Origin of the sequence: Rhizobium binxianense (genome assembly GCF_028994275.1) — a bacterium.
Classification (GTDB): Bacteria; Pseudomonadota; Alphaproteobacteria; order Rhizobiales; family Rhizobiaceae; genus Rhizobium; species Rhizobium binxianense.
Map to the genome: position 1 here is coordinate 4,515,662 of NZ_CP118713.1, position 17,909 is coordinate 4,533,570.

18 protein-coding genes and 2 pseudogenes are annotated in these 17,909 nt (G+C 62.2%); 8 read left to right on the forward strand and 12 right to left on the reverse strand.

Going from position 1 to position 17,909, the window contains the following annotated elements:
* Positions 1-118 precede the first annotated feature (118 nt).
* Both PO860_RS22040 and PO860_RS22045 read left to right on the forward strand, forming a co-directional pair.
* Positions 119-1,651 (forward strand): YifB family Mg chelatase-like AAA ATPase, encoded by a 1,533-nt coding sequence (locus PO860_RS22040; RefSeq protein WP_275037992.1) that lies wholly within the window; start codon positions 119-121, stop codon positions 1,649-1,651.
* 11 nt (positions 1,652-1,662) lie between these two features.
* Positions 1,663-2,097, forward strand: a pseudogene (locus PO860_RS22045) (magnesium chelatase domain-containing protein); the annotation flags it as partial.
* A gap of 93 nt (positions 2,098-2,190) precedes the next feature.
* On the opposite strand, the gene PO860_RS22050 reads toward PO860_RS22045, so the two are convergent.
* Positions 2,191-2,883, reverse strand: coding sequence for a hypothetical protein (locus PO860_RS22050; protein WP_275037993.1), 693 nt, complete (start codon positions 2,881-2,883; stop codon positions 2,191-2,193).
* 116 nt (positions 2,884-2,999) lie between these two features.
* On the opposite strand from PO860_RS22050, the gene PO860_RS22055 reads away from it, so the two are divergent.
* A complete protein-coding gene (locus tag PO860_RS22055; RefSeq protein ID WP_275037994.1) occupies positions 3,000-3,452 on the forward strand; it encodes a hypothetical protein in 453 nt (150 codons plus the stop codon).
* A 188-nt stretch (positions 3,453-3,640) separates the two neighbouring features.
* Here the strand turns inward: PO860_RS22055 and cysK are convergent, their stop codons facing one another.
* Positions 3,641-4,603: a cysteine synthase A gene (gene cysK / locus PO860_RS22060; protein ID WP_275037995.1), complete on the reverse strand. Its 963-nt coding sequence runs from the start codon at positions 4,601-4,603 to the stop codon at positions 3,641-3,643.
* A gap of 145 nt (positions 4,604-4,748) precedes the next feature.
* A complete protein-coding gene (locus PO860_RS22065; RefSeq protein ID WP_275037996.1) occupies positions 4,749-5,366 on the reverse strand; it encodes a LysE family translocator in 618 nt (205 codons plus the stop codon).
* Between the two features lie 232 nt (positions 5,367-5,598).
* Between PO860_RS22065 and PO860_RS22070 the strand changes: the two genes are divergently transcribed.
* Positions 5,599-6,117 (forward strand): Dps family protein, encoded by a 519-nt coding sequence (locus PO860_RS22070; protein ID WP_275037997.1) that lies wholly within the window; start codon positions 5,599-5,601, stop codon positions 6,115-6,117.
* Positions 6,118-6,151: 34 nt separating this feature from the next.
* Here PO860_RS22070 and PO860_RS22075 read toward each other — a convergent pair whose 3' ends face one another.
* A complete protein-coding gene (locus PO860_RS22075) occupies positions 6,152-7,054 on the reverse strand; it encodes a DMT family transporter (RefSeq protein ID WP_275037998.1) in 903 nt (300 codons plus the stop codon).
* Between the two features lie 112 nt (positions 7,055-7,166).
* On the opposite strand from PO860_RS22075, the gene PO860_RS22080 reads away from it, so the two are divergent.
* Positions 7,167-7,631 carry an Lrp/AsnC family transcriptional regulator gene (locus PO860_RS22080; protein ID WP_272782777.1) on the forward strand — a complete coding sequence of 155 codons (465 nt, stop codon included), beginning with the start codon at positions 7,167-7,169 and terminating at the stop codon, positions 7,629-7,631.
* An 86-nt stretch (positions 7,632-7,717) separates the two neighbouring features.
* Here PO860_RS22080 and PO860_RS22085 read toward each other — a convergent pair whose 3' ends face one another.
* Both PO860_RS22085 and dut read right to left on the reverse strand, forming a co-directional pair.
* Entirely contained in the window at positions 7,718-8,488 is a 771-nt protein-coding gene (locus PO860_RS22085; RefSeq protein ID WP_273883699.1) for a hypothetical protein, read from the reverse strand.
* 70 nt (positions 8,489-8,558) lie between these two features.
* Complete coding sequence (gene dut, locus PO860_RS22090) at positions 8,559-9,029, reverse strand: dUTP diphosphatase (protein WP_097579475.1); 471 nt, start codon at positions 9,027-9,029, stop codon at positions 8,559-8,561.
* Between the two features lie 90 nt (positions 9,030-9,119).
* Between dut and PO860_RS22095 the strand changes: the two genes are divergently transcribed.
* Positions 9,120-10,703: a peptide chain release factor 3 gene (locus tag PO860_RS22095; protein ID WP_273883698.1), complete on the forward strand. Its 1,584-nt coding sequence runs from the start codon at positions 9,120-9,122 to the stop codon at positions 10,701-10,703.
* A 3-nt stretch (positions 10,704-10,706) separates the two neighbouring features.
* Here PO860_RS22095 and PO860_RS22100 read toward each other — a convergent pair whose 3' ends face one another.
* Positions 10,707-11,600 (reverse strand): LysR substrate-binding domain-containing protein, encoded by an 894-nt coding sequence (locus PO860_RS22100; RefSeq protein ID WP_273883697.1) that lies wholly within the window; start codon positions 11,598-11,600, stop codon positions 10,707-10,709.
* 114 nt (positions 11,601-11,714) lie between these two features.
* On the opposite strand from PO860_RS22100, the gene PO860_RS22105 reads away from it, so the two are divergent.
* Positions 11,715-12,422 (forward strand): glutathione S-transferase family protein, encoded by a 708-nt coding sequence (locus tag PO860_RS22105; RefSeq protein ID WP_183605411.1) that lies wholly within the window; start codon positions 11,715-11,717, stop codon positions 12,420-12,422.
* A 44-nt stretch (positions 12,423-12,466) separates the two neighbouring features.
* Here PO860_RS22105 and PO860_RS22110 read toward each other — a convergent pair whose 3' ends face one another.
* A complete protein-coding gene (locus PO860_RS22110) occupies positions 12,467-12,853 on the reverse strand; it encodes a RidA family protein (protein WP_272782781.1) in 387 nt (128 codons plus the stop codon).
* Positions 12,854-12,880: 27 nt separating this feature from the next.
* Between PO860_RS22110 and PO860_RS22115 the strand changes: the two are divergent.
* A pseudogene (locus PO860_RS22115) lies at positions 12,881-13,430 on the forward strand (Lrp/AsnC family transcriptional regulator).
* A gap of 41 nt (positions 13,431-13,471) precedes the next feature.
* Here PO860_RS22115 and PO860_RS22120 read toward each other — a convergent pair.
* The 4 genes from PO860_RS22120 to PO860_RS22135 form a co-directional block, all read right to left on the reverse strand.
* Positions 13,472-13,873: a GFA family protein gene (locus PO860_RS22120; protein WP_183605413.1), complete on the reverse strand. Its 402-nt coding sequence runs from the start codon at positions 13,871-13,873 to the stop codon at positions 13,472-13,474.
* A 10-nt stretch (positions 13,874-13,883) separates the two neighbouring features.
* Positions 13,884-15,413 carry a S10 family peptidase gene (locus PO860_RS22125; protein WP_183606623.1) on the reverse strand — a complete coding sequence of 510 codons (1,530 nt, stop codon included), beginning with the start codon at positions 15,411-15,413 and terminating at the stop codon, positions 13,884-13,886.
* Between the two features lie 113 nt (positions 15,414-15,526).
* Positions 15,527-16,816, reverse strand: a complete 1,290-nt coding sequence (locus PO860_RS22130) for a CynX/NimT family MFS transporter (protein ID WP_273883696.1) — start codon at positions 16,814-16,816, stop codon at positions 15,527-15,529.
* Entirely contained in the window at positions 16,813-17,490 is a 678-nt protein-coding gene (locus PO860_RS22135; protein ID WP_273883695.1) for a FadR/GntR family transcriptional regulator, read from the reverse strand. The genes PO860_RS22130 and PO860_RS22135 overlap by 4 nt, the downstream gene beginning before the upstream one ends.
* Positions 17,491-17,909: the final 419 nt, after the last annotated feature.

Genomic DNA, 17,909 nt, shown 5'->3' on the forward strand with positions numbered 1-17,909 from the left:
ATGTCTGACTGCGTTCCTTGATTGTTCTTGTTTTAGTCCTGTTTCCGTGCCAGATTGCAACCGCTGGCCCTGAAGGGTTGCAGGCGCTATAAGAGTTTGCGGGACAAGGGATGGGCATATGGTCGCGCGTGTCAGTACGGTGGCATTTCAGGGCATCGAAGGTGTGCCGGTCGAGGTGCAGGTCATGGTCGCTCCCGGCAAGGTCGGCATGCAGATCGTCGGCCTGCCCGACAAGGCGGTGGCCGAAAGCCGTGAGCGCGTGCAGGCAGCCCTTCACGCCTCCGGCCTGGCGCTGCCGGGAAAGCGGGTGACCGTCAATCTGGCGCCTGCCGATCTGCCGAAGGAAGGCTCGCATTTCGATCTGCCGATCGCGCTGGCCTTGATGGCTGCCCTCGGCGCCATTCCCGCCGATGCGCTGTCGGATTTTGTCGTCGTCGGCGAGCTCAATCTCGACGGCACGATCGCCGCCATATCTGGCGCGCTGCCGGCGGCAATCGGCGCCAATGCGCTCGGCAAGGGGCTGATCTGCCCGGCTGAAAGCGGCGCCGAAGCCGCCTGGGCGGGCGCCGATGTCGATATCCTCGCACCCCGCAGCCTGATTGCCCTTGCCAATCATTTCCGCGGCACGCAGGTCCTATCCAGGCCGGAGCCGTCGATCCGCGCCAATGCCGCCAACCTGCCGGATCTTGCCGAGATCAAGGGCCAGGAAAGCGCCAAGCGCGCACTCGAAGTGGCCGCCGCCGGCGGCCATAATCTCTTGATGGTCGGCCCTCCCGGTTCCGGCAAGTCGATGCTGGCGGCCAGGCTGCCGTCGATCCTGCCACCGCTTTCGGCCGCCGAGCTGCTCGAGGTGTCGATGGTCCACTCGATCGCCGGTCAGCTCTCCGGCGGCAAGCTTTCCGACCGCCGGCCCTTCCGCACCCCGCATCATTCCGCCACCATGGCCGCCCTCGTCGGCGGCGGCCTGCGCGCCCGTCCCGGCGAAGCCTCGCTTGCCCATCACGGCGTGCTGTTTCTCGACGAGTTTCCCGAATTCACGCCGCAGGCGCTCGATGCGCTGCGCCAGCCGCTCGAAGGCGGCGAATGCGTCATCGCGCGCGCCAATCACCGCGTCTCCTATCCGGCGAAATTCCAGCTGATCGCGGCGATGAACCCCTGCCGCTGCGGCATGGCCGGCGAGCCGGGACATACCTGCGCCCGCGGCCCGCGCTGCATGAGCGATTACCAGGCCCGCATCTCCGGCCCGCTGATGGACCGCATCGATATCCGCATCGACGTGCCGGCCGTCTCCGCCGCCGATCTGATCCGGCCGATGGCGGCCGAGGCCAGCGCCGACGTCGCCCGCCGCGTCGCCCGCGCCCGCGAGATCCAGCAGCAGCGCTTCGAAAGCGCCGGCGCAAAAGGCATCGGCACCAATGCCCGCTGCTCCACCGCGATGATCGAGAAAATGGCCGAACCCGACGCCAGCGGCCTGCAGCTGCTGCGCGACGCCGCCGAAAAAATGAAATTCTCCGCCCGCGGTTACCACCGCGTGCTGAAGGTCGCCCGCACACTGGCCGACCTCGACGGCAAGCCGACGGTCGGCCGCATCCATCTCGCCGAAGCGATCTCCTACAGGATCGCCGGCGAGAGGTTGACGGTTGCTGCGTAAGAAAAGGGGCAATTGTCGGATTGTTTGACAAGGCGGTTGCCAAAAGCCGCGAGCGCGTGCAGGCCGCCCTCGGCGCCATTCCCGCCGATGCCCTGTCGGACTTTGTCGTCGTCGGCGAACTCAACCTCGACGGAACGATCGCCGCCATCTCAGGCGCGCTGCCGGCTGCGATCGGCGCCAATGCGCTCGGCAAGGGGCTGATCTGCCCGGCCGAAAGCGGCGCCGAAGCCGCCTGGGCGGGTTCGGACGGCGATATCCTGGCACCCCGCAGCCTGATCGCCCTTGCCAATCATTTCCGCGGCACGCGGGTCCTATCTCGGCCGGAGGCGTCGATCCGCGCCAATGCGGCAAACCTGCCGGATCTTGCCGAGATCAAGGGCCAGGAAAGCGCCAAGCGGGCGCTCGAGGTGGCGGCCGCCGGCGGCCATAACCTCTTAAGATCGGGGTCGATTAATTTGACTCTCAGCCGAGGGGTCCCCCCTGCTTGCCCTCTAAAACCCTCTACGCATCAAAATCCAATTTATATGAATTTGAGATTTTCATTTGGGAAGATCATGCCTGTGGTCCCATAGATCCAGTCTAAGGTATTTGCCAGTTGCCTCGTAATGTCTCCAATCTTTCAGACGTTCAATACCTTCGCCTCGGGTCACACCATTCCGCGCCAGAAACGCCTCGACCTCATCCGGTGAGGGAGTGGAGCCGATGTCTACGTTAGGAAATTCGGAGATAAAACTGGTGTACGCAACTACCTCATTCTGAGTTGGATTAACCGTTAGCGCCTGTGCGACCCAGTGATAATAGTCGAAGATGTCGAAATCCCGTTGAGTGGAGAGAACGTTCTTGACCCGTTCATCAGAGACACCAATTGCCCTTAATTCCTGCTCGATGCTGGTGATGAATTCGCGCTTCTGTCTCGACGACAATCCAAGCATGCGGTTACTCATCGAAATCTGTTCTACGCCGATCCGACCAAATAGCTCGGCTATCCGTTGCAACTGAGTTACCGTAGCCTCGGCTTCGCGCAGTTTCTTTTCAAGAGCCGCCTGAACGCCGGTAGCGCCGAAAGTCAGGTTTGTTATGTCATCGAGCCTTGTGGCGAGAACCGTGAACACAAAGATCACTGCCACCGTGATAAACCGGCCCTCGTCTGCGCCTGTAAAAACGAGATAGAGGAAGAATACAAAGAGGACCGCCGACGCAAATAATGCTCCGGCTCGAACGGCGTCTTTCATCGCTCACCTTCAAATCGAATCAACATAATCACGGCAGTCTAGCGGGCATCGCCATCCACTTGATACGGTTCTACAACTTTTCTGTGCAATACTCTGTTTAACAAATGGAGATTCATATGAAGATCGTTGTGCCCGCGTTACTCGGTGTAGTTGCCGGTGGAACGTCCGACGCCTTTGCTGGCGATGTATTTGCGTGCCGGAAGATTGCTGACGGGAAAGACCGGCTCAACTGCTACGACGAACTATTTGGAGCGCTCTCGGGTTCTGCAAAGCAAAGTGCGGAAGGTGCCGAGATTTCGTGGACTGATCTTCAAGTCGATTACAACGAAATGAAGGGGAAAACCGTCACCACGAGCGGAAAATTCTTGTTCATGGGAGAGCAGGGACTGCTCTACGACCGTCAAATGGGAATGACAGCATTCTTCGTGAATGTGCAAAAACTTCCGCGCGATCAGCGTAGCCTTCTGTATTCGAATTGCGGAACTGCGTGTGACGTCCGCCTCACCGGAAAAGTTGAGGAGATCATGATGCAACGGGGTATAACCGCGACCAGGGTCACTCTCGACTGACGACGGCCGAATCGAGATCGACAACAACCGCGTGGAACGAACTGATCTACCACGGAACTTCTCATCCGACTGCGATTAGAGGCTCTGCGGTTTTGGATACACGTCACGGCGTAAAAAGAAGGGGCGCCGAAAGCGCCCCGATGCTCTGCAAGATAAATAACCGGAAAGTCACCCGCCAAAGCCCTGCCTCAGCTCCCCAACCCCTCGAACAGCGCTGTCGAGAGATAGCGTTCGGCGAAGGAGGGGATGATGATGACGATGTTCTTGCCGGTGTTCTCGGGACGGATGCCGACCTTGATGGCGGCCGTTAGTGCCGCACCCGAGGAGATGCCGACCGGCACGCCTTCGAGCCGGGCGACGAGGCGGGCCTGTTCGAAGGCCTCGTCATTGGTCACCGTGACGACTTCGTCATAGATGCCGGTATCGAGGATTTTTGGCGCGAAGCCGGCGCCGATGCCTTGGATCTTGTGCGGGCCGGGGTTGCCGCCGGAGAGGATCGGCGAGTCGGCGGGTTCGACGGCGATGATCTTGATCTCGGGCTTGCGGCTCTTCAGCACCTGGCCGACGCCGGTGATCGTGCCGCCGGTGCCGATGCCGGAGACGACGATATCGACCGTGCCGTCGGTATCGTTCCAGATTTCCTCGGCCGTCGTCTTGCGGTGGATCTCGGGATTGGCCGGGTTTTCGAACTGCTGCGGAATGACGGCGTCGGGCAGCGACGACGCCAGTTCCTCGGCCTTGGCGATGGCGCCCTTCATGCCCTTCGGTCCTTCGGTCAGCACCAGCTCGGCGCCGAGCAGCGCCAGCATCTTGCGGCGCTCCACCGACATCGTTTCCGGCATGGTCAGGATCAGCCGATAACCTTTGGCGGTGGCGGCAAAGGCAAGCGCGATACCTGTGTTGCCGGAGGTCGGCTCGATCAGCACCGTCTTGCCGGGAGTGATCTTGCCCTGCGCTTCGAGGCTTTCGATCATCGCCACACCGATGCGGTCCTTGACCGAGGCGATCGGGTTGAAGAATTCGAGCTTGCCGATCAGGTTGGCGACGACGCCCTTTTCCCGCGCCAGCTTGTCGAAGCGCACGAGCGGCGTGTCGCCGATGGTCTCGGTGATCGAGGAATAGATGCGGCCGCGGCCGGGCTTGTGCGACATGGGTGTTCTCCCTTTGAAATCCTGACCCTGGAATCGAGGGGGAGAATAGGGTCAAAGCCCGGTCTAGGCCAGAGCGCGTTCGCCCTGCAGGCACGATCAGGAGAGAAAAAAACCTTTGGAAACCGTTTCTTGCCGAATGTTTATTTCAGGCAGCCCGCGTGGCGATGAAGGCCGCCGTGCCGGCGAGGATGCCTGATGCAACCCGGTTCAGCACCTGCAAGGCGCGCGGCTTTTTCAGCATCGTCCTGGCCCGCGAGGCAAGCAGCATATAGGGCACCAGCACGATGATCAGCACCACGAAGGTTACAGTGAGCAGCAGCGCGTAGTCACGCAGCCCGATATTGCCGATATCGATCAGCGTCGGCGCAAGGGCGACATAAAACAGCATCGTCTTCGGATTGCCGAGCGTCACCAGCAGGCCGGAGAGGAAGGATAGGCCGATATTGCTGGATTTCTTCGCGGCGATATCCTGCGGCAGCAGTCCCGCCGTCCAGAGTTTCCAGGCGATATAGCCGAGATAGAGGGCGCCGGCGATCTTGATGGCGACGAACACCTCGGTGAAGGTCTGCGCCACGAAGGCAAGGCCGAGAATGACCGCGGTGAGATAGGTCATGTCGCCGAGCACCAGGCCGAGACCCATGAAGAAGGTCTCGCGGAAATTCGAGCCGAGCGCGCGGGCGACGATCGCGGTGATCCCGGGTCCCGGAATGGCCGCGGCGATGAACAGCGCTGCGGCATAGGCGATCAGGGCGGTGAGGCTCACCTTTCATATCCACTGGATTGGCTGAACCTCTCTATATCGCGTGTTGAAGCTTCATCAATGCTTCGACGCTGATCAGTCCATAAGCATCAGGAATAGGTCCGCTGAACCATCATCCACTTGGAAAGCGATCCGGCCTTGCTAGTTTTCTCTCTGCACGCGCCCTCGGCGTCCTGCGCGCTTCTCGAAGAGGAGCGCGGCGCTGTAGCGATTTTCATCACCAAGGAGAGAATGGATGTCCCCTAGCTCAGCCGAAACCCGCAGGCTTTCGCCCCTCAAGACGCCCTCCAGCCTGTCGACCAACGCCATCACCGATATTTCGGCGGCGCTGACCGCGCTGCTCGTCGATGTCTTTACGCTTTACGTGAAGACCAAGAATTTCCACTGGCACATGTCCGGCCCGCATTTTCGCGACTATCATCTGCTGCTCGACGAACAGGCCGAGCAGATCTTCGCGATGACCGACGACATTGCCGAGCGTGCCCGCAAGATCGGCGGCACGACGCTGCGCTCCATCGGCCAAATCGCCCGCCAGCAGCGCATTGCCGACAATGACGCGGATTTCGTCACACCCGAGGACATGCTGTCGGAACTGCGCGAGGACAATGCGCAGCTCGTTTCGCTGCTGCGCGAGGTGCATGGCCTCTGCGACGAGCATAATGATGTCGCAACGGCCAGCCTGATCGAGAACTGGATCGACGAGGGCGAGCGCCGCACCTGGTTCCTGTTCGAAACGACGCGCCCGCAGAGGTAATGTCGGCAACCGGGCGTGTCAGAGCGCCCGGTTCTCAGCTCTCCACCGCCCGCGGCCGCAGCCAGCGCGGCGTCCAGCCGAGATTCATCCCGGCGGCGGCAAGCAGGATGATTGCCGCACCTAATATCTGCATCGGCTGCAGCGCATGGCCGAAGGCCAGCCGGTCGACGAGGATCGCCGCGATCGGGTAGATGAAGGACAGCGCGCCGGTGAGATGTGTCGGCAGCCGCTGGATCGCGCCGTAGAGCAGCACATACATCAGCCCGGTATGGACGACGCCGACGGTGACGAGGATTGCCCAGCCCCCGACATCCTGCGGCGGATGGGAAAAGTCGGTCATCGGGGCCAGCATCAGCATGCCGGTGGCGACCTGGATCAGCGCGATCAGATGCGGCGGCGTGCCTTTCAGCCATTTCGCGGCAAGGGCTGCGAGCGCGTAGAAGAAAGCGGCACCGAGCGCCATCAGGATGCCGAGGCCGTAACCCTCCGATGCCGCCCCGCCTGTCTCCGGTTTTGCCTCGACGATGGCAATCATGCCGGCGAAGGAAAGTGTCAGCCAGAACAGCTTGGTGGCGGTGATCTTCTCGCCGAGAAAGAGCGCGCCGAGCACCAGCAGCATGAAAGGCTGGGTGTTATAAACCGTCGTCGCGATCGAGATCGTCGCATGTGAATAGGAGGCAAACAGCAAGAGCCAGTTCAAGACGATGGCGACGCCGCCAAAAATAGCGATGCCGAAGGCGCGCAGCGTGATGATGCCGGGCCGCAGCAGCCCGAGAGCGCCGCAGATGACCAGCAAGGTGAGCGCGCCGAACAGGCAGCGCCAGAAGACCACGCCGCTGACGGGTTGTCCCGACATGACGACGAACCAGCCGATCGTCCCCGAGATCAGCATCGCTGCCGTCATTTCTGCTGTGCCCCGTCTGATGTCGCTGCTCATGATAACCTCCGCTTTCGATGACATCAGAATATTGCGGCGGGAGACGATTTTATATAATGATAAAAAGGAAGATGGCCGATATAGCCTAATCATAAGAGGGAAATAGGTAGCCGTGGCTAATGACGTGCAATCGCTCGACGAAATCGATCAGGCCATTCTGGAGGCGCTGGCCGGCAATGCCCGGATCTCGCTGAAGGAGTTGGCGCAAGAGGTCGGCCTCTCCTCGCCGAGTGCCGCCGAGCGCCTGCGCCGGCTGGAGGAACGCGGCGTCATCAAGGCCTTCACCATCGATCTCGATCCCGCCGCCGTCGGTTATCCCCTGCAGGCGATCGTGCGTGTGCGCCCGCTGCCGGGACAGCTGCACATCGTCGAGCGCATCATCCAGGACATTCCTGAAATCGTCGAATGCGACAAGGTGACGGGCGAGGATTGCTTCATCGCCCGCCTGGTCATCCGCTCGATGGCGGAACTGGACGGCCTCCTCGACCGGGTTGCCGAAAGGGCGGAGACCAACACCTCGATGATCAAAGCCTCGCCCGTCAAGCGCCGCCTGCCGCCGCTTTCACGGAAAAAGTAGGTATCGCCTAAGCGGGAGCCCTAGAAACTTGCCATCGACGGCGTCTCGCGCGGGAACTCGAGGCGGCATAGGTCAATCCGCGGTCCTTAGTTCCCTTCCTTGAGAACTCCTCTCAGGCATTTCTCAAGCTGATCTTTTTTATCGACGACAGATCGACACTCACGAATGGCATATGCTGCCGCCATTTCGGCATTGCGTCTGAAACCGGGAACGTCCCCGGCGCGATATGTTGCTGCAACCCCGCCAAAAGGTCCCTTAATTCCGATCGACTGCAGCAGGACTGAGTAAAGGCAGCCTACCGGATTAACATCACGGTCAACGATCACGTTGATAACCGGGTATCCTTTTCGGCGCTCATGGTAGCATTCTGATGTGTCCGGCTTGCTTCGAAGCGTGTCTATATCGTGCACTGCTATCTGGCCCAATTTTGCCAGCTTGACCGCATCACGATCAACGAACACTTCGACGGTCTGGGCGTTTGACAGCTGGTTCTGATCGCCGAAAGGGGCATATGGCGCTCCAACTGAATAATCTATCGACTGGCTGGCGTTGAAATTGAGACGAACGTCTGCGTAAGCCATTAGCCCAAAAAACAGGCGGAAAAACTCGAGCTGCAAAGCTTGAACATCACGCCTCTCCATACCCTTCGCATTGATGACGATGTTCACGTCGATTGGATTGTTGATGTCGAGAATCGGCGCTGTCGATTTCGAAACGCCAAACGCGACGATCTCTTCCAAAGACAATGATGAGCGAATCGACTGAAGCTTTGTTGAATCGATCGCAAGCGCCGGTGTGGCAATCAGCGCTGCAACTAGCCCCGCAACCACACTCCATGGCGCTCTCTTGAAAAGCATAAGTACCCCCGACAAATGCTGCTCCCGCCGACCATCAATCGATCAGTGATCTCAATGTTCTAACTGGCCATCAGACGCCGGTGGAGCCGAAGCCGCCTGTGCCGCGTGTCGTTTCGCTGGCCTCGGTAATCTCGGCCACCCGCGCCTGCGTTACCGGCGCGATCACCATCTGGGCGATGCGCATGCCGCGCTCGACGGTGAAGGGCTCTTCGCCGAGATTGATAAGCAGCACCTTCACTTCGCCGCGATAATCGCTGTCGACGGTACCGGGCGAATTCAGGCAGGTGATGCCGTTCTTGAAGGCAAGGCCGGAGCGCGGCCGCACCTGTCCCTCGAAACCTTCGGGGATTTCGAAGATGAAGCCGGTCGGTACCAGCGCCCGTTTGCCGGGCAGCAGCGTCAGCGGGGCCGCCTCGTCGACGGCGGCGCGCAGGTCCATGCCGGCCGCCCCCTTGCTTTCATAGGCGGGCAGGTCGAGGCCTTCGCCGTTGGCCAAGCGGATGAGGTTCAGCGTCGGTCTTATATCGTGATGAATGGTCATGGCCCAATACTTTGCGCCTGCGCGGGCAAGGTCAATTGCAAAGCCGGGCTTTAGTCGCTAGTTAAGCGGCAATTCCACAGGATTCACATTATGGCCGAAAGTCTCGCCGAGGCGGTCTCCCGCCGCCGCACATTCGCTATTATCGCCCACCCGGACGCGGGCAAGACGACGCTCACCGAAAAGCTGCTGCTGTTCGGCGGCGCCATTCAGCTTGCCGGCGAAGTCAAGGCGAAGAAGGATCGCATGCAGACGCGCTCCGACTGGATGAAGATCGAGCGCGAACGCGGCATCTCGGTCGTCACCTCGGTGATGACCTTCGAATATAACGACAATGTCTTCAACATCCTCGACACGCCGGGTCACGAGGATTTCGCCGACGACACCTATCGCACGCTGACCGCCGTCGATGCCGCCGTCATGGTCATCGATGCCGCCAAGGGTATCGAGCCGCGCACGCTGAAGCTTTTCGAAGTTTGCCGCATGCGCGATATCCCGATCATCACCTTCATCAACAAGATGGACCGCGAAAGCCGTGATCCCTTCGAGATCCTCGACGAGGTGGAAGAGAAGCTGGCGCTGGACACCGCGCCGATCACCTGGCCGATCGGCCGCTCGAAGACCTTTTGCGGCTCCTACAATATTGCCACCAACACCGTGCGCGGGTCGGACACCGAAGTCGAGGGAACGCCGGTCAACGGCCCGCAGAGCGTGGCCGGCAGACTGCCGGAAAACGAACGCCAGGCCTTCGTCGAGGAGACTGAGCTGGCGATCGAGGCCTGCCGTCCGTTCGACCGCCAGGCCTTCCTGGAAGGCCATATGACGCCTGTCTTCTTCGGTTCGGCGCTGCGCAATTACGGCGTTCGCGACCTCATCAATGCGCTCGGCGATTTCGCGCCGCCGCCGCGTGATCAGGTCGCCGATACCAGGACGGTGCACGCCACCGACGACAAGATGACGGCCTTCGTCTTCAAGATCCAGGCCAATATGGATCCCAACCACCGCGACCGCATCGCCTTTGCCCGCATCTGCTCCGGCAAGCTCGAGCGCGGCATGAAGGCAAGGCTTGCCCGCACCGGCAAGCAGCTCGGCCTGACGGCGCCGCAATTCTTCTTCGCGTCGCAGCGCCAGCTCGCCGACACCGCCTATGCCGGCGACGTCGTCGGCATTCCCAACCACGGCACGCTCCGGATCGGCGATACGCTGACCGAGGGTGAATCGCTGGTCTTCCAGGGCGTGCCGAACTTCTCGCCGGAGATCCTGCGCCGGGTGCGCCTGGAAGACGCGATGAAGGCGAAGAAGCTCAAGGAAGCTCTGCAGCAGATGGCCGAAGAGGGCGTCGTCCAGCTGTTTTCGCCGGAAGACGGCTCGCCGGCAATCGTCGGCGTCGTCGGCGCCCTGCAGCTCGACGTGTTGAAGGAGCGGCTGATGGCCGAATACGGCCTGCCGGTCTCCTTCGAAATGTCGCGTTTCTCCGTCTGCCGCTGGATCTCGGCCGATCAGCCTGCCGATCTGGAAAAATTCCTCACCGTCAAGCGCGGCGATATCGCCCGCGACCTCGACGGCGATCCGGTCTTCCTCGCCCAGGACGGCTTCTCGCTGCGTTACGAGTCCGAGCGCCATCCGGCAATCAAGATGGTCGCGATCAAGGAATATCACGCCGCCAAGGCGGCGTGATAGCTAACCGCCGAGCCGCTCGGCCAGGAAATCGACGACGGCGCGCACCGCCGGCAGCTGCCCGCGCCGGTGCGGCATCAGGATCGTCGTCTCGATGCTGCCGGCCGTCCAGTCCGGCAGCACCCGCACCAGCCGCCCATCTGCCAGCGCCTTCCGGCAGACGGATGTCGGCAGGCAGGTAATGCCAAGCCCGGCAGCGGCCGTTTCCATCAGGACATAGGGCTCATCCGCCGCCATGACGGATTGCAGTGTCACGAGTGCCTCATCGCCGTCATCGGAGGTGAGCCGCCACTGGTTCTCCGTCAGGCTGGTCATGATCGTTGCGTGCTCGACCAGCTCCTCCGGCCGGCGCGGTTGTCCGTGCGTACTGATATAATCCGGCGAAGCCAGAACGAGGAAAGGGTGGCTGGCGAGCTTCCGCTGCACCAGCGCCGAATCCGGCAGCGGCCCGCGGTGGCTGCGCAGCGCGATATCGAAGCCTTCCTGCACGATATCGACGAAGCGGTCCGTTACGTGAACGGAGAGCCGAAGCTTCGGATATCGCGCTGCCAGCGCCGGCAGATGTTCCGTCAGGGTGAACTGCGCCGTCGGCACCGAGGCGGTGAGGCGAACGCTGCCGGCCGGTTCAGCCAGATGTCGCCGCACGATACCTTCGGCCATTTCCGCCTCGATGATCGAGGCCTGGGCATGCTGAAAAAATTCCCGGCCGAGCTCGGTCAGCGCGAAGCTGCGCGACGTGCGCTGGATCAGCCGGACGCCGAGGCGCCCCTCCAGCTCGGCAACCCGCTTGCTGACGGTCGATTTCGGAATGCCGAGATGTCTGGCGGCGGCGGTAAAACTGCCGCTGTCGACGGCCTGGACGAAGAGATGAAGATCGTTGAGGTTGAAAGGCGCCATGACCATCTTCCACAAATGTAGACATTGCGATGCATTTATAGCCTCTACCGCAGGATCGTCCACATCAGCACATTGATCACGTCCAAAAGAGTTCAATTCTGAAAGGAACGATTGATGTCACCCATATTGTTTTACGGCGTGCCGGAAGGCTGCTCCTTCGGCTCGATCGTCGCGCTGGAATGGTCCGGTCTGCCTTATCGGCTTTGCCGCGTCGCGATGCCGGAAATGGTCTCCTCCGACGACTACATCAGGATCAATGCAGTCGGCGAAACCCCGTCGCTGCTGCTCGAAGATGGCAGGACGATCAGCGAAAGCATGGCGATCCTCCACCATATCGGCGCCCGCGCGATCGGCACCGGCCTGGGTTTTGCGCAGGGGTCGGCGGATTTCGATCGGCTGAACCAGATGCTGGCCTTTCTCAATACCACCTACTTCAAGGCCTTCGGTCCGCTCTGGTATGCGTTCGAACATCCGCTGGAGCCGCAGCAGAAACAGGCCCTCACGGCCTATGGCATCGCTGGGGTCGAAAAAGCGCATCATACGCTGGAGCGTCTGCTTGCCGGCCGCGAATGGCTTCTCGGCCACGGGCCGAGCCTGGCCGATGCCTATTTCGTCGGCATCGCCCGCTGGAACGATTTTCACAAGGTCGTCGACCGCCGGCAGTTTCCCGGCCTGCACCGCCTCTATGAGCGCATGCAGCAGCAGCCGGCCGTGCGTTTTGCCCATGCGATCGAGCATCGGCAGGAGGCGAAAAGCAGCGGCGGTTTCCTCGGTGAGGTCGATCTGGCCGAGGCCCTCGGCCTGTTGAAACAGGCGGCCTGAAAATTATGGCCATCGCGCCTTTGGGTGCGATGGCCAATCTGCCGTCATCCGGCAGCGATGATCTCGATCTCGACGAGCCAGTCGTTGCGCAGCGTTTCGACGATGATGGCCGTGGTCGGGACGGCGCGGCCGCCAAGTGCGCGAAGACGGGCATTCTGGTTCGCCTCCACAAAGGCGCCGTCGCGCAGATAGCTCGTCAGCCGGACGATATTGTCCACGGTCATGTCAGCCGAAGCGAGGATGGCGCGCAGATTGGACCAGATAAGCTCCAGCTGTCCTTCCAGATCAGGTGCCGCCATTCCCTCTGCACCGAGACCCATCGTGCCGCTGACGAAGAGCAGCCGCGTGGGATGCCTGACCTCCAGCGCGTGAATGTAGTCGGGGCTCGCCGGATAGATCCCGCTTTCCGGACTGCGCTCGATCATCTCCATGAGATTTCCCTTCCGCCGAATATTCTGTTGAAAAATGCCAGTATCGGCGATTATTTTTCGGCAGGAAGAGGAGTTTACCGAATGGCTAAAAATACAGAGGATCTTCGGCAGAGGCACCCGCAGCAGCCGGCCATTGATGTCTTCGACCGAAAAATATTAGCGGCACTCGCCGCCGACAGCGGCCAGAGTTACGCCGGCCGTGCATGAGCGTGTGCGCCGCCTCAGACAATCCGGCGCGATCAAAGGCGTGCATGCTGCGCTGGACGGTGCGGCGCTTGGCAAACCGCTGCTTGCTTTCGTGCATGTGGAAGCGGCCGGCTGGGGCAAGAGCGAGCGGTTGATGCAGGTCTTGCAGTTTCCCGAGGTCGAGGAGATGCATTCGGTCGCGGGCGACGCGAGCGTTCTCTTCAAGGTCCGCACCGCCAGCCCGCAGGCCTTGGAGGCTTTTCTGGCGCAGATCCATGCCGTTCCCGGCGTCACCGGCACCCGCAGCTACATCGCGCTTTCCACCTATTTGGAGCGTCCCGTGCAGGCCGGCTTCACCGAGAGCTGGCCGGATATGCCTTTGCCGGAATAGGCTGGGGGCGAACGTTGCCGAGTCCAGATGCAATCGTCTCCTTAGTCCTCGCCGTCAAAGCGCGGCAGGTGCTCGATATTCTCCACCCCTGTTAAAGCCGACCGGCACCATATCTGTTTCCTAGGCGTGAGTTCCCGCCGCTGGTCGATGCTGCCGACGCGGATGCCGATCGCGCCGCCTTCGCCATCGGTGCGGTAAAGCGGCGATCCGCAATTGGGGCAGAAGAATTGCCGGCTGAGACCGCCGCTGTCGCCATATTTCGCATAGGCTTTCGGCGCGCCTGAAGTGAGCGTGAAACTGGCCGACCGCGCCGGTGCGGTGACGCGATAGGCGGAACCTGTCAGCCGCTGGCAATCGGTGCAATGGCAGATGGAGATCCGTTCCGGATCGATCTCCGCCTGGTAGCGGATGGCGCCGCAGTGGCATCCCCCGGTGATATGCATCGGCGATTCCTCAGTCCGCCGGCGGTGCGGCCGGCCGTGTGGCGTAGAAGGCCTTGGCATCGGCCGTGAAGGCGGCCCGCTGATCGGCTTTCGTATAGAACATATGGCCGCCGCGATAAAGTTTCAGCCCGACGCGGCCGCCGGCAAGCGACGCTGGCAGATGGTCGACCACGTAGCGGCTGACGCCGTAAGGCGTCACCAGGTCGCTGTAGCCATGCGCGATCAGCAGGTGAAAGGCCGGGTTCGAGGCGAGCAGCTGCCGGATGTCGTCGGTGGCGCTCGCCTGCAAGCGCGAGCCGCCGCCGCGCCCGCCCCATTCCCAGCGCCGGCTGATATCGCTGTCGAGCAGCGAATAGGTCATCTCCGTCCTGAAGCCGAGCTGGTTGCGGGCGTAACCGGCAAAGGCGCCGCCATAGGCGCGGGTGAAGCCGTCGAGGATGGCGTCGTCGCCGCGGTCGTAATCGGATTCCGGATAGGGGTCGGGGGTGGCAAAGGCGGCGTCGTAGGGGCTCGTCACCGCGCCGCTGCCGGCGTCGGAATGTTTGACGAAGGAATTGCCTGGGAAGCCGCGGTTGCGGGTGACGATATCCTCGGGAATGCCCGTCAGCCTGGCAATCCTGCCATAGAAGGCCGTGGCATCGGCGCCCGTCGGCGGCGGCCCGGCGAGTGTCGTCAGATAGTCGCCGAGCGCGAAGGTCTCGGCCTCCTTCTGCTTCTCTTTGTCGAAAACGTTGCGCCGGTCGAGTTCGGCCGCCGCCAGCGACGGCAGCTCCAGCGCGGCGCCGAGCGCGAACTGATCGGCATTGAACATCAGCTGGCCTTCGAGCAAGGGCGAAAGCATCACCGCGCCGGCGACGATGATGCCCTGGCTTTCCTGCAGCGCCGAGGCGACCTTAGCGGCGCGGAAGCCGCCATAACTTTCGCCGAGAAGATATTTCGGCGAGTTGGAACGGTTGTTGTGCGCGACATAGAGGGCGATCGCCTTGGCGATGCTCTCAGCATCCGCATTGACGTTGTAATAATTGGAGGCGTCGTCGGCCTTTGCCGTCCGGCTCCAGCCGGTGCCGATCGGGTCGATCAGCACCAGGTCGGTGAAATCGAGCCAGCTTTGCGGGTTGTCGACGAGCTTCGCATTGGCGCCGTCGCGTCCCTGCGGTCCGAAGTCGAGCACCGCCGGCCCGACCAGCCCGAGATGCAGAAAGGCGGAAGCAGCACCGGGCCCGCCATTGAAGGCAAAGGTCAGCGGTCGATCCGGGCCGCCGTCCTTCGCGACATAGGCGGTATAGAAGATCGCGCCGGTCTGCGCTCCATCCTGGCCGAAGAGGTCAAGCGTGCCGGCGGTGGCGGTATAGGCGACCTTCCGGCCGCCGATCGTCAACTCGTGCTCGGTGACGGAATCGGCCGGCAGCAGCTTCAGCACGCCCTCGCGCGCGGCGCTTTCGACATTGGCCCTCTCGTGACCGCTTTCCTGCGCCGGGGAAAGGGCAGGGGCCAGCGACCCGGCAAGTGCGGCAAGCAGAAACAGTAGATGTAAACGCAACATGTCTTCTCCGGCGGTGCGGGATATGAGCTTGAGATAGCGTAGCATCCGCGATCGGCGACGGGCATCAAGAGATGGTGATGGGCCAGTGAACGAGCAAGTGAACGAGCGGCTCAGCCGGCCTTCTCCACAGCGTGAACGTTGATTTCGACCGCTCGGCCAGCCCTCCAGCCGTTGATCGCCGCTCCCAGTCCGAGCGCGACGAAGAGGGCGGCGCACCAGGAAAAACTCCCCGTCCAGGCGCGGATGAGACCGACGATGAGCGGGCCGATGGCGGCCAGGAGGTAACCGACGCATTGCGCCATGCCGGAAAGATGGGCGGCGACCTCGGGATCGCGCGAGCGCAGCACGATCGTCGTCATCGCCGCGGCGATCAGCCCACCCTGGCCGACGCCCTGCAGCACCGCCCATAACCAGACCGTCGACAGCGGCGCAAACAGCAGGCCGAGCAGGGCGGTGACGGCGACGCCGCAGAGGCTGGCATTGATCAGCCGTTGGTCGCGGCCGCGCACCGCGATATGCGGCACAACAAGGCAGGATGCCGCCTGCACCATCACCGATAGCGACACGATCGCCCCTGATGTAACGCCGTCGAGCCCGCGTTCGCGCAGGATCGGAACCAGCCAGCCGAAGATGCAATAGGCAAGGGCCGATTGCAGCCCCATGAACAGCGTCACCTGCCAGGCGAGTCGGTCGCGCCAGAGGCCTTTGACGTGGAAGCCGTTTCGTCTCGCCTGGCCGCCGGTGCGAAGAACCTGGGGCAGCCAGATGAGACCGACGGCAAGCGCCGGCAACGCCCAGATGGCGAGGGCGCCGGCAAGGGAGCCGCCGAGTGCGTGCTCGATCGGCAGCGTCAGCCCGGCGGCACTTGCCGCACCGGCGCAGAACGCCATCGTGTAAAAGCCGGTCGTCAGTGCGGCGCGGCCGGCGAAGTCCCGCTTCACCAGCCCCGGCAGCAACACGTTGCCGATGGCGATGCAGGCGCCGGCGAGCGCGGTGCCGATGAAGAGCAGCGGCACGGAGGAAAGTCCGCGTAAAGCCGTGCCGAGCGCCAGAAGCAGGATAACGCCGAGCAGCGTGCGCTCAGTGCCGAGGCGCTGGGCAAGGCGAGGCGCAAGCGGCGAAAAGGCGCCGAGGCAGACGACGGGAAGGGTGGTGAGCAGGCTGGCGCCCAGCGCGCTCAGCCCCAGTTCAATGCGGATTTCCGGCAGCAGCGCCGAGGCGCTTGAGAACACCGGTCGCAGGTTGAAGGCGATCAGCACCAGGCTCGCGCCGAGCAGAAAACGATCTGCGGAACCCCGCACCGGTGTTGCTTGCGGCGGAGGAAGGCTGCCGGCCTCGGCGTCTACAAGCAGTTCGTCGGCGGCGTCGAGTGCGTGGGCATCGGTGGCGGGCATGGTCATGACAGGATCATCCGGTCGAGGGCGGCAAGAACCGGCGCCATGAAGCGACGCACCGCCGCATCCGCCCGGTCGGGATCGCCGGTTTCGATGGCGTCGACGATAGCGGCATGCGCCTGCATATCGGGTTCCGGAATATCCGTGCCGAGCGTCGCGGCGATGGTGTCGGCGATCGAGGCCGAGAAGAAATCGTAGATCTCGATCATCGCCCGGTTGCCGGAAGCGGCGATGACGGCTTTGTGGAAGGCGAGGTCGCGCTCGATGAAGGCCGCCTGATCGCCGCCATCGTAACTGCCGCGTTCGGCAAGCAGCCGGCGAAGCCCGGCAATGGTCGCCGGCGTCTTGCGGACTGCCGTCAGCCGGGCCGCTTCGACGTCGAGCGCCAGGCGCGCTTCGAACTGGTCCCGCAGGCTGGCGCGCCGCGCCATCGTCAGCGGCCGGCCGGCATCGCTGGTCGAGCGCACATAGGTTCCAGACCCCTGCCGTGTCTCGAGATAACCCTGGGAGACCAGAACCCGCACCGCCTCGCGCACCGTGCCGCGGCTGACGGAGAGCATCGCCGACAGCGAGGCTTCGTTCGGCAATTTCTCGCCGACCGCCCAGCGTTTGCCGAGAATGTCGCCGCGGATCGCTTCGATTGCTTCATCGGCGAGATTGGTCTTGCTGAGGGCGCGCATCCCATTACTCATAAAGTCATCTGATGACTTTATGAGTAATGGGATTTCGCTCCTCCGTCAATGCGATCGCGTCAAGGCAATAAAAAAGGGCCGCCTCGGCGACCCTTTTCCATGAGTTTGGCCTCAAACTGGCCTGGACTGTCGATGCAGCCCCAGGAAGGCGGGGGTTAGTGCGAGGGCTGCCTCGCTTTCATCACCTCTCCCATGCCCGTTACGAGGTCCGAAATCTCATTAGACATTGGATCACCTTCCTTTCGTTCTGTTGCTGATGGCTTAAAGTTAGGCTGATTCTTTGGAGATGCAAGCAGAAATGCACGTATGCGCTGTCTTTGCGGAACGCAGGTGTTCACGAGAGAACACAGCTGTTCGCCGAATTTGAAGATGTTTTGCGCCACGAAACGGTCATCTTGCCCTTGCAA

Excerpts from the sequence above, each read along its gene's own strand:
- dut (WP_097579475.1), bottom strand. The coding sequence starts at position 9,029 with ATGACCATTCATCACGATATAAGACCGACGCTGAACCTCATCCGCTTG.
- PO860_RS22120 (WP_183605413.1), bottom strand. The coding sequence starts at position 13,873 with ATGCATATCACCGGGGGATGCCACTGCGGCGCCATCCGCTACCAGGCG.
- PO860_RS22135 (WP_273883695.1), bottom strand. The coding sequence starts at position 17,490 with ATGCGCGCCCTCAGCAAGACCAATCTCGCCGATGAAGCAATCGAAGCG.
- PO860_RS22055 (WP_275037994.1), top strand. The coding sequence starts at position 3,000 with ATGAAGATCGTTGTGCCCGCGTTACTCGGTGTAGTTGCCGGTGGAACG.
- PO860_RS22050 (WP_275037993.1), bottom strand. The coding sequence starts at position 2,883 with ATGAAAGACGCCGTTCGAGCCGGAGCATTATTTGCGTCGGCGGTCCTC.
- PO860_RS22100 (WP_273883697.1), bottom strand. The coding sequence starts at position 11,600 with ATGGCGCCTTTCAACCTCAACGATCTTCATCTCTTCGTCCAGGCCGTC.
- PO860_RS22095 (WP_273883698.1), top strand. The coding sequence starts at position 9,120 with ATGGCCGAAAGTCTCGCCGAGGCGGTCTCCCGCCGCCGCACATTCGCT.
- cysK (WP_275037995.1), bottom strand. The coding sequence starts at position 4,603 with ATGTCGCACAAGCCCGGCCGCGGCCGCATCTATTCCTCGATCACCGAG.
- PO860_RS22130 (WP_273883696.1), bottom strand. The coding sequence starts at position 16,816 with ATGACCATGCCCGCCACCGATGCCCACGCACTCGACGCCGCCGACGAA.
- PO860_RS22105 (WP_183605411.1), top strand. The coding sequence starts at position 11,715 with ATGTCACCCATATTGTTTTACGGCGTGCCGGAAGGCTGCTCCTTCGGC.
- PO860_RS22070 (WP_275037997.1), top strand. The coding sequence starts at position 5,599 with ATGTCCCCTAGCTCAGCCGAAACCCGCAGGCTTTCGCCCCTCAAGACG.
- PO860_RS22110 (WP_272782781.1), bottom strand. The coding sequence starts at position 12,853 with ATGGAGATGATCGAGCGCAGTCCGGAAAGCGGGATCTATCCGGCGAGC.
- PO860_RS22075 (WP_275037998.1), bottom strand. The coding sequence starts at position 7,054 with ATGAGCAGCGACATCAGACGGGGCACAGCAGAAATGACGGCAGCGATG.
- PO860_RS22085 (WP_273883699.1), bottom strand. The coding sequence starts at position 8,488 with ATGCTTTTCAAGAGAGCGCCATGGAGTGTGGTTGCGGGGCTAGTTGCA.
- PO860_RS22040 (WP_275037992.1), top strand. The coding sequence starts at position 119 with ATGGTCGCGCGTGTCAGTACGGTGGCATTTCAGGGCATCGAAGGTGTG.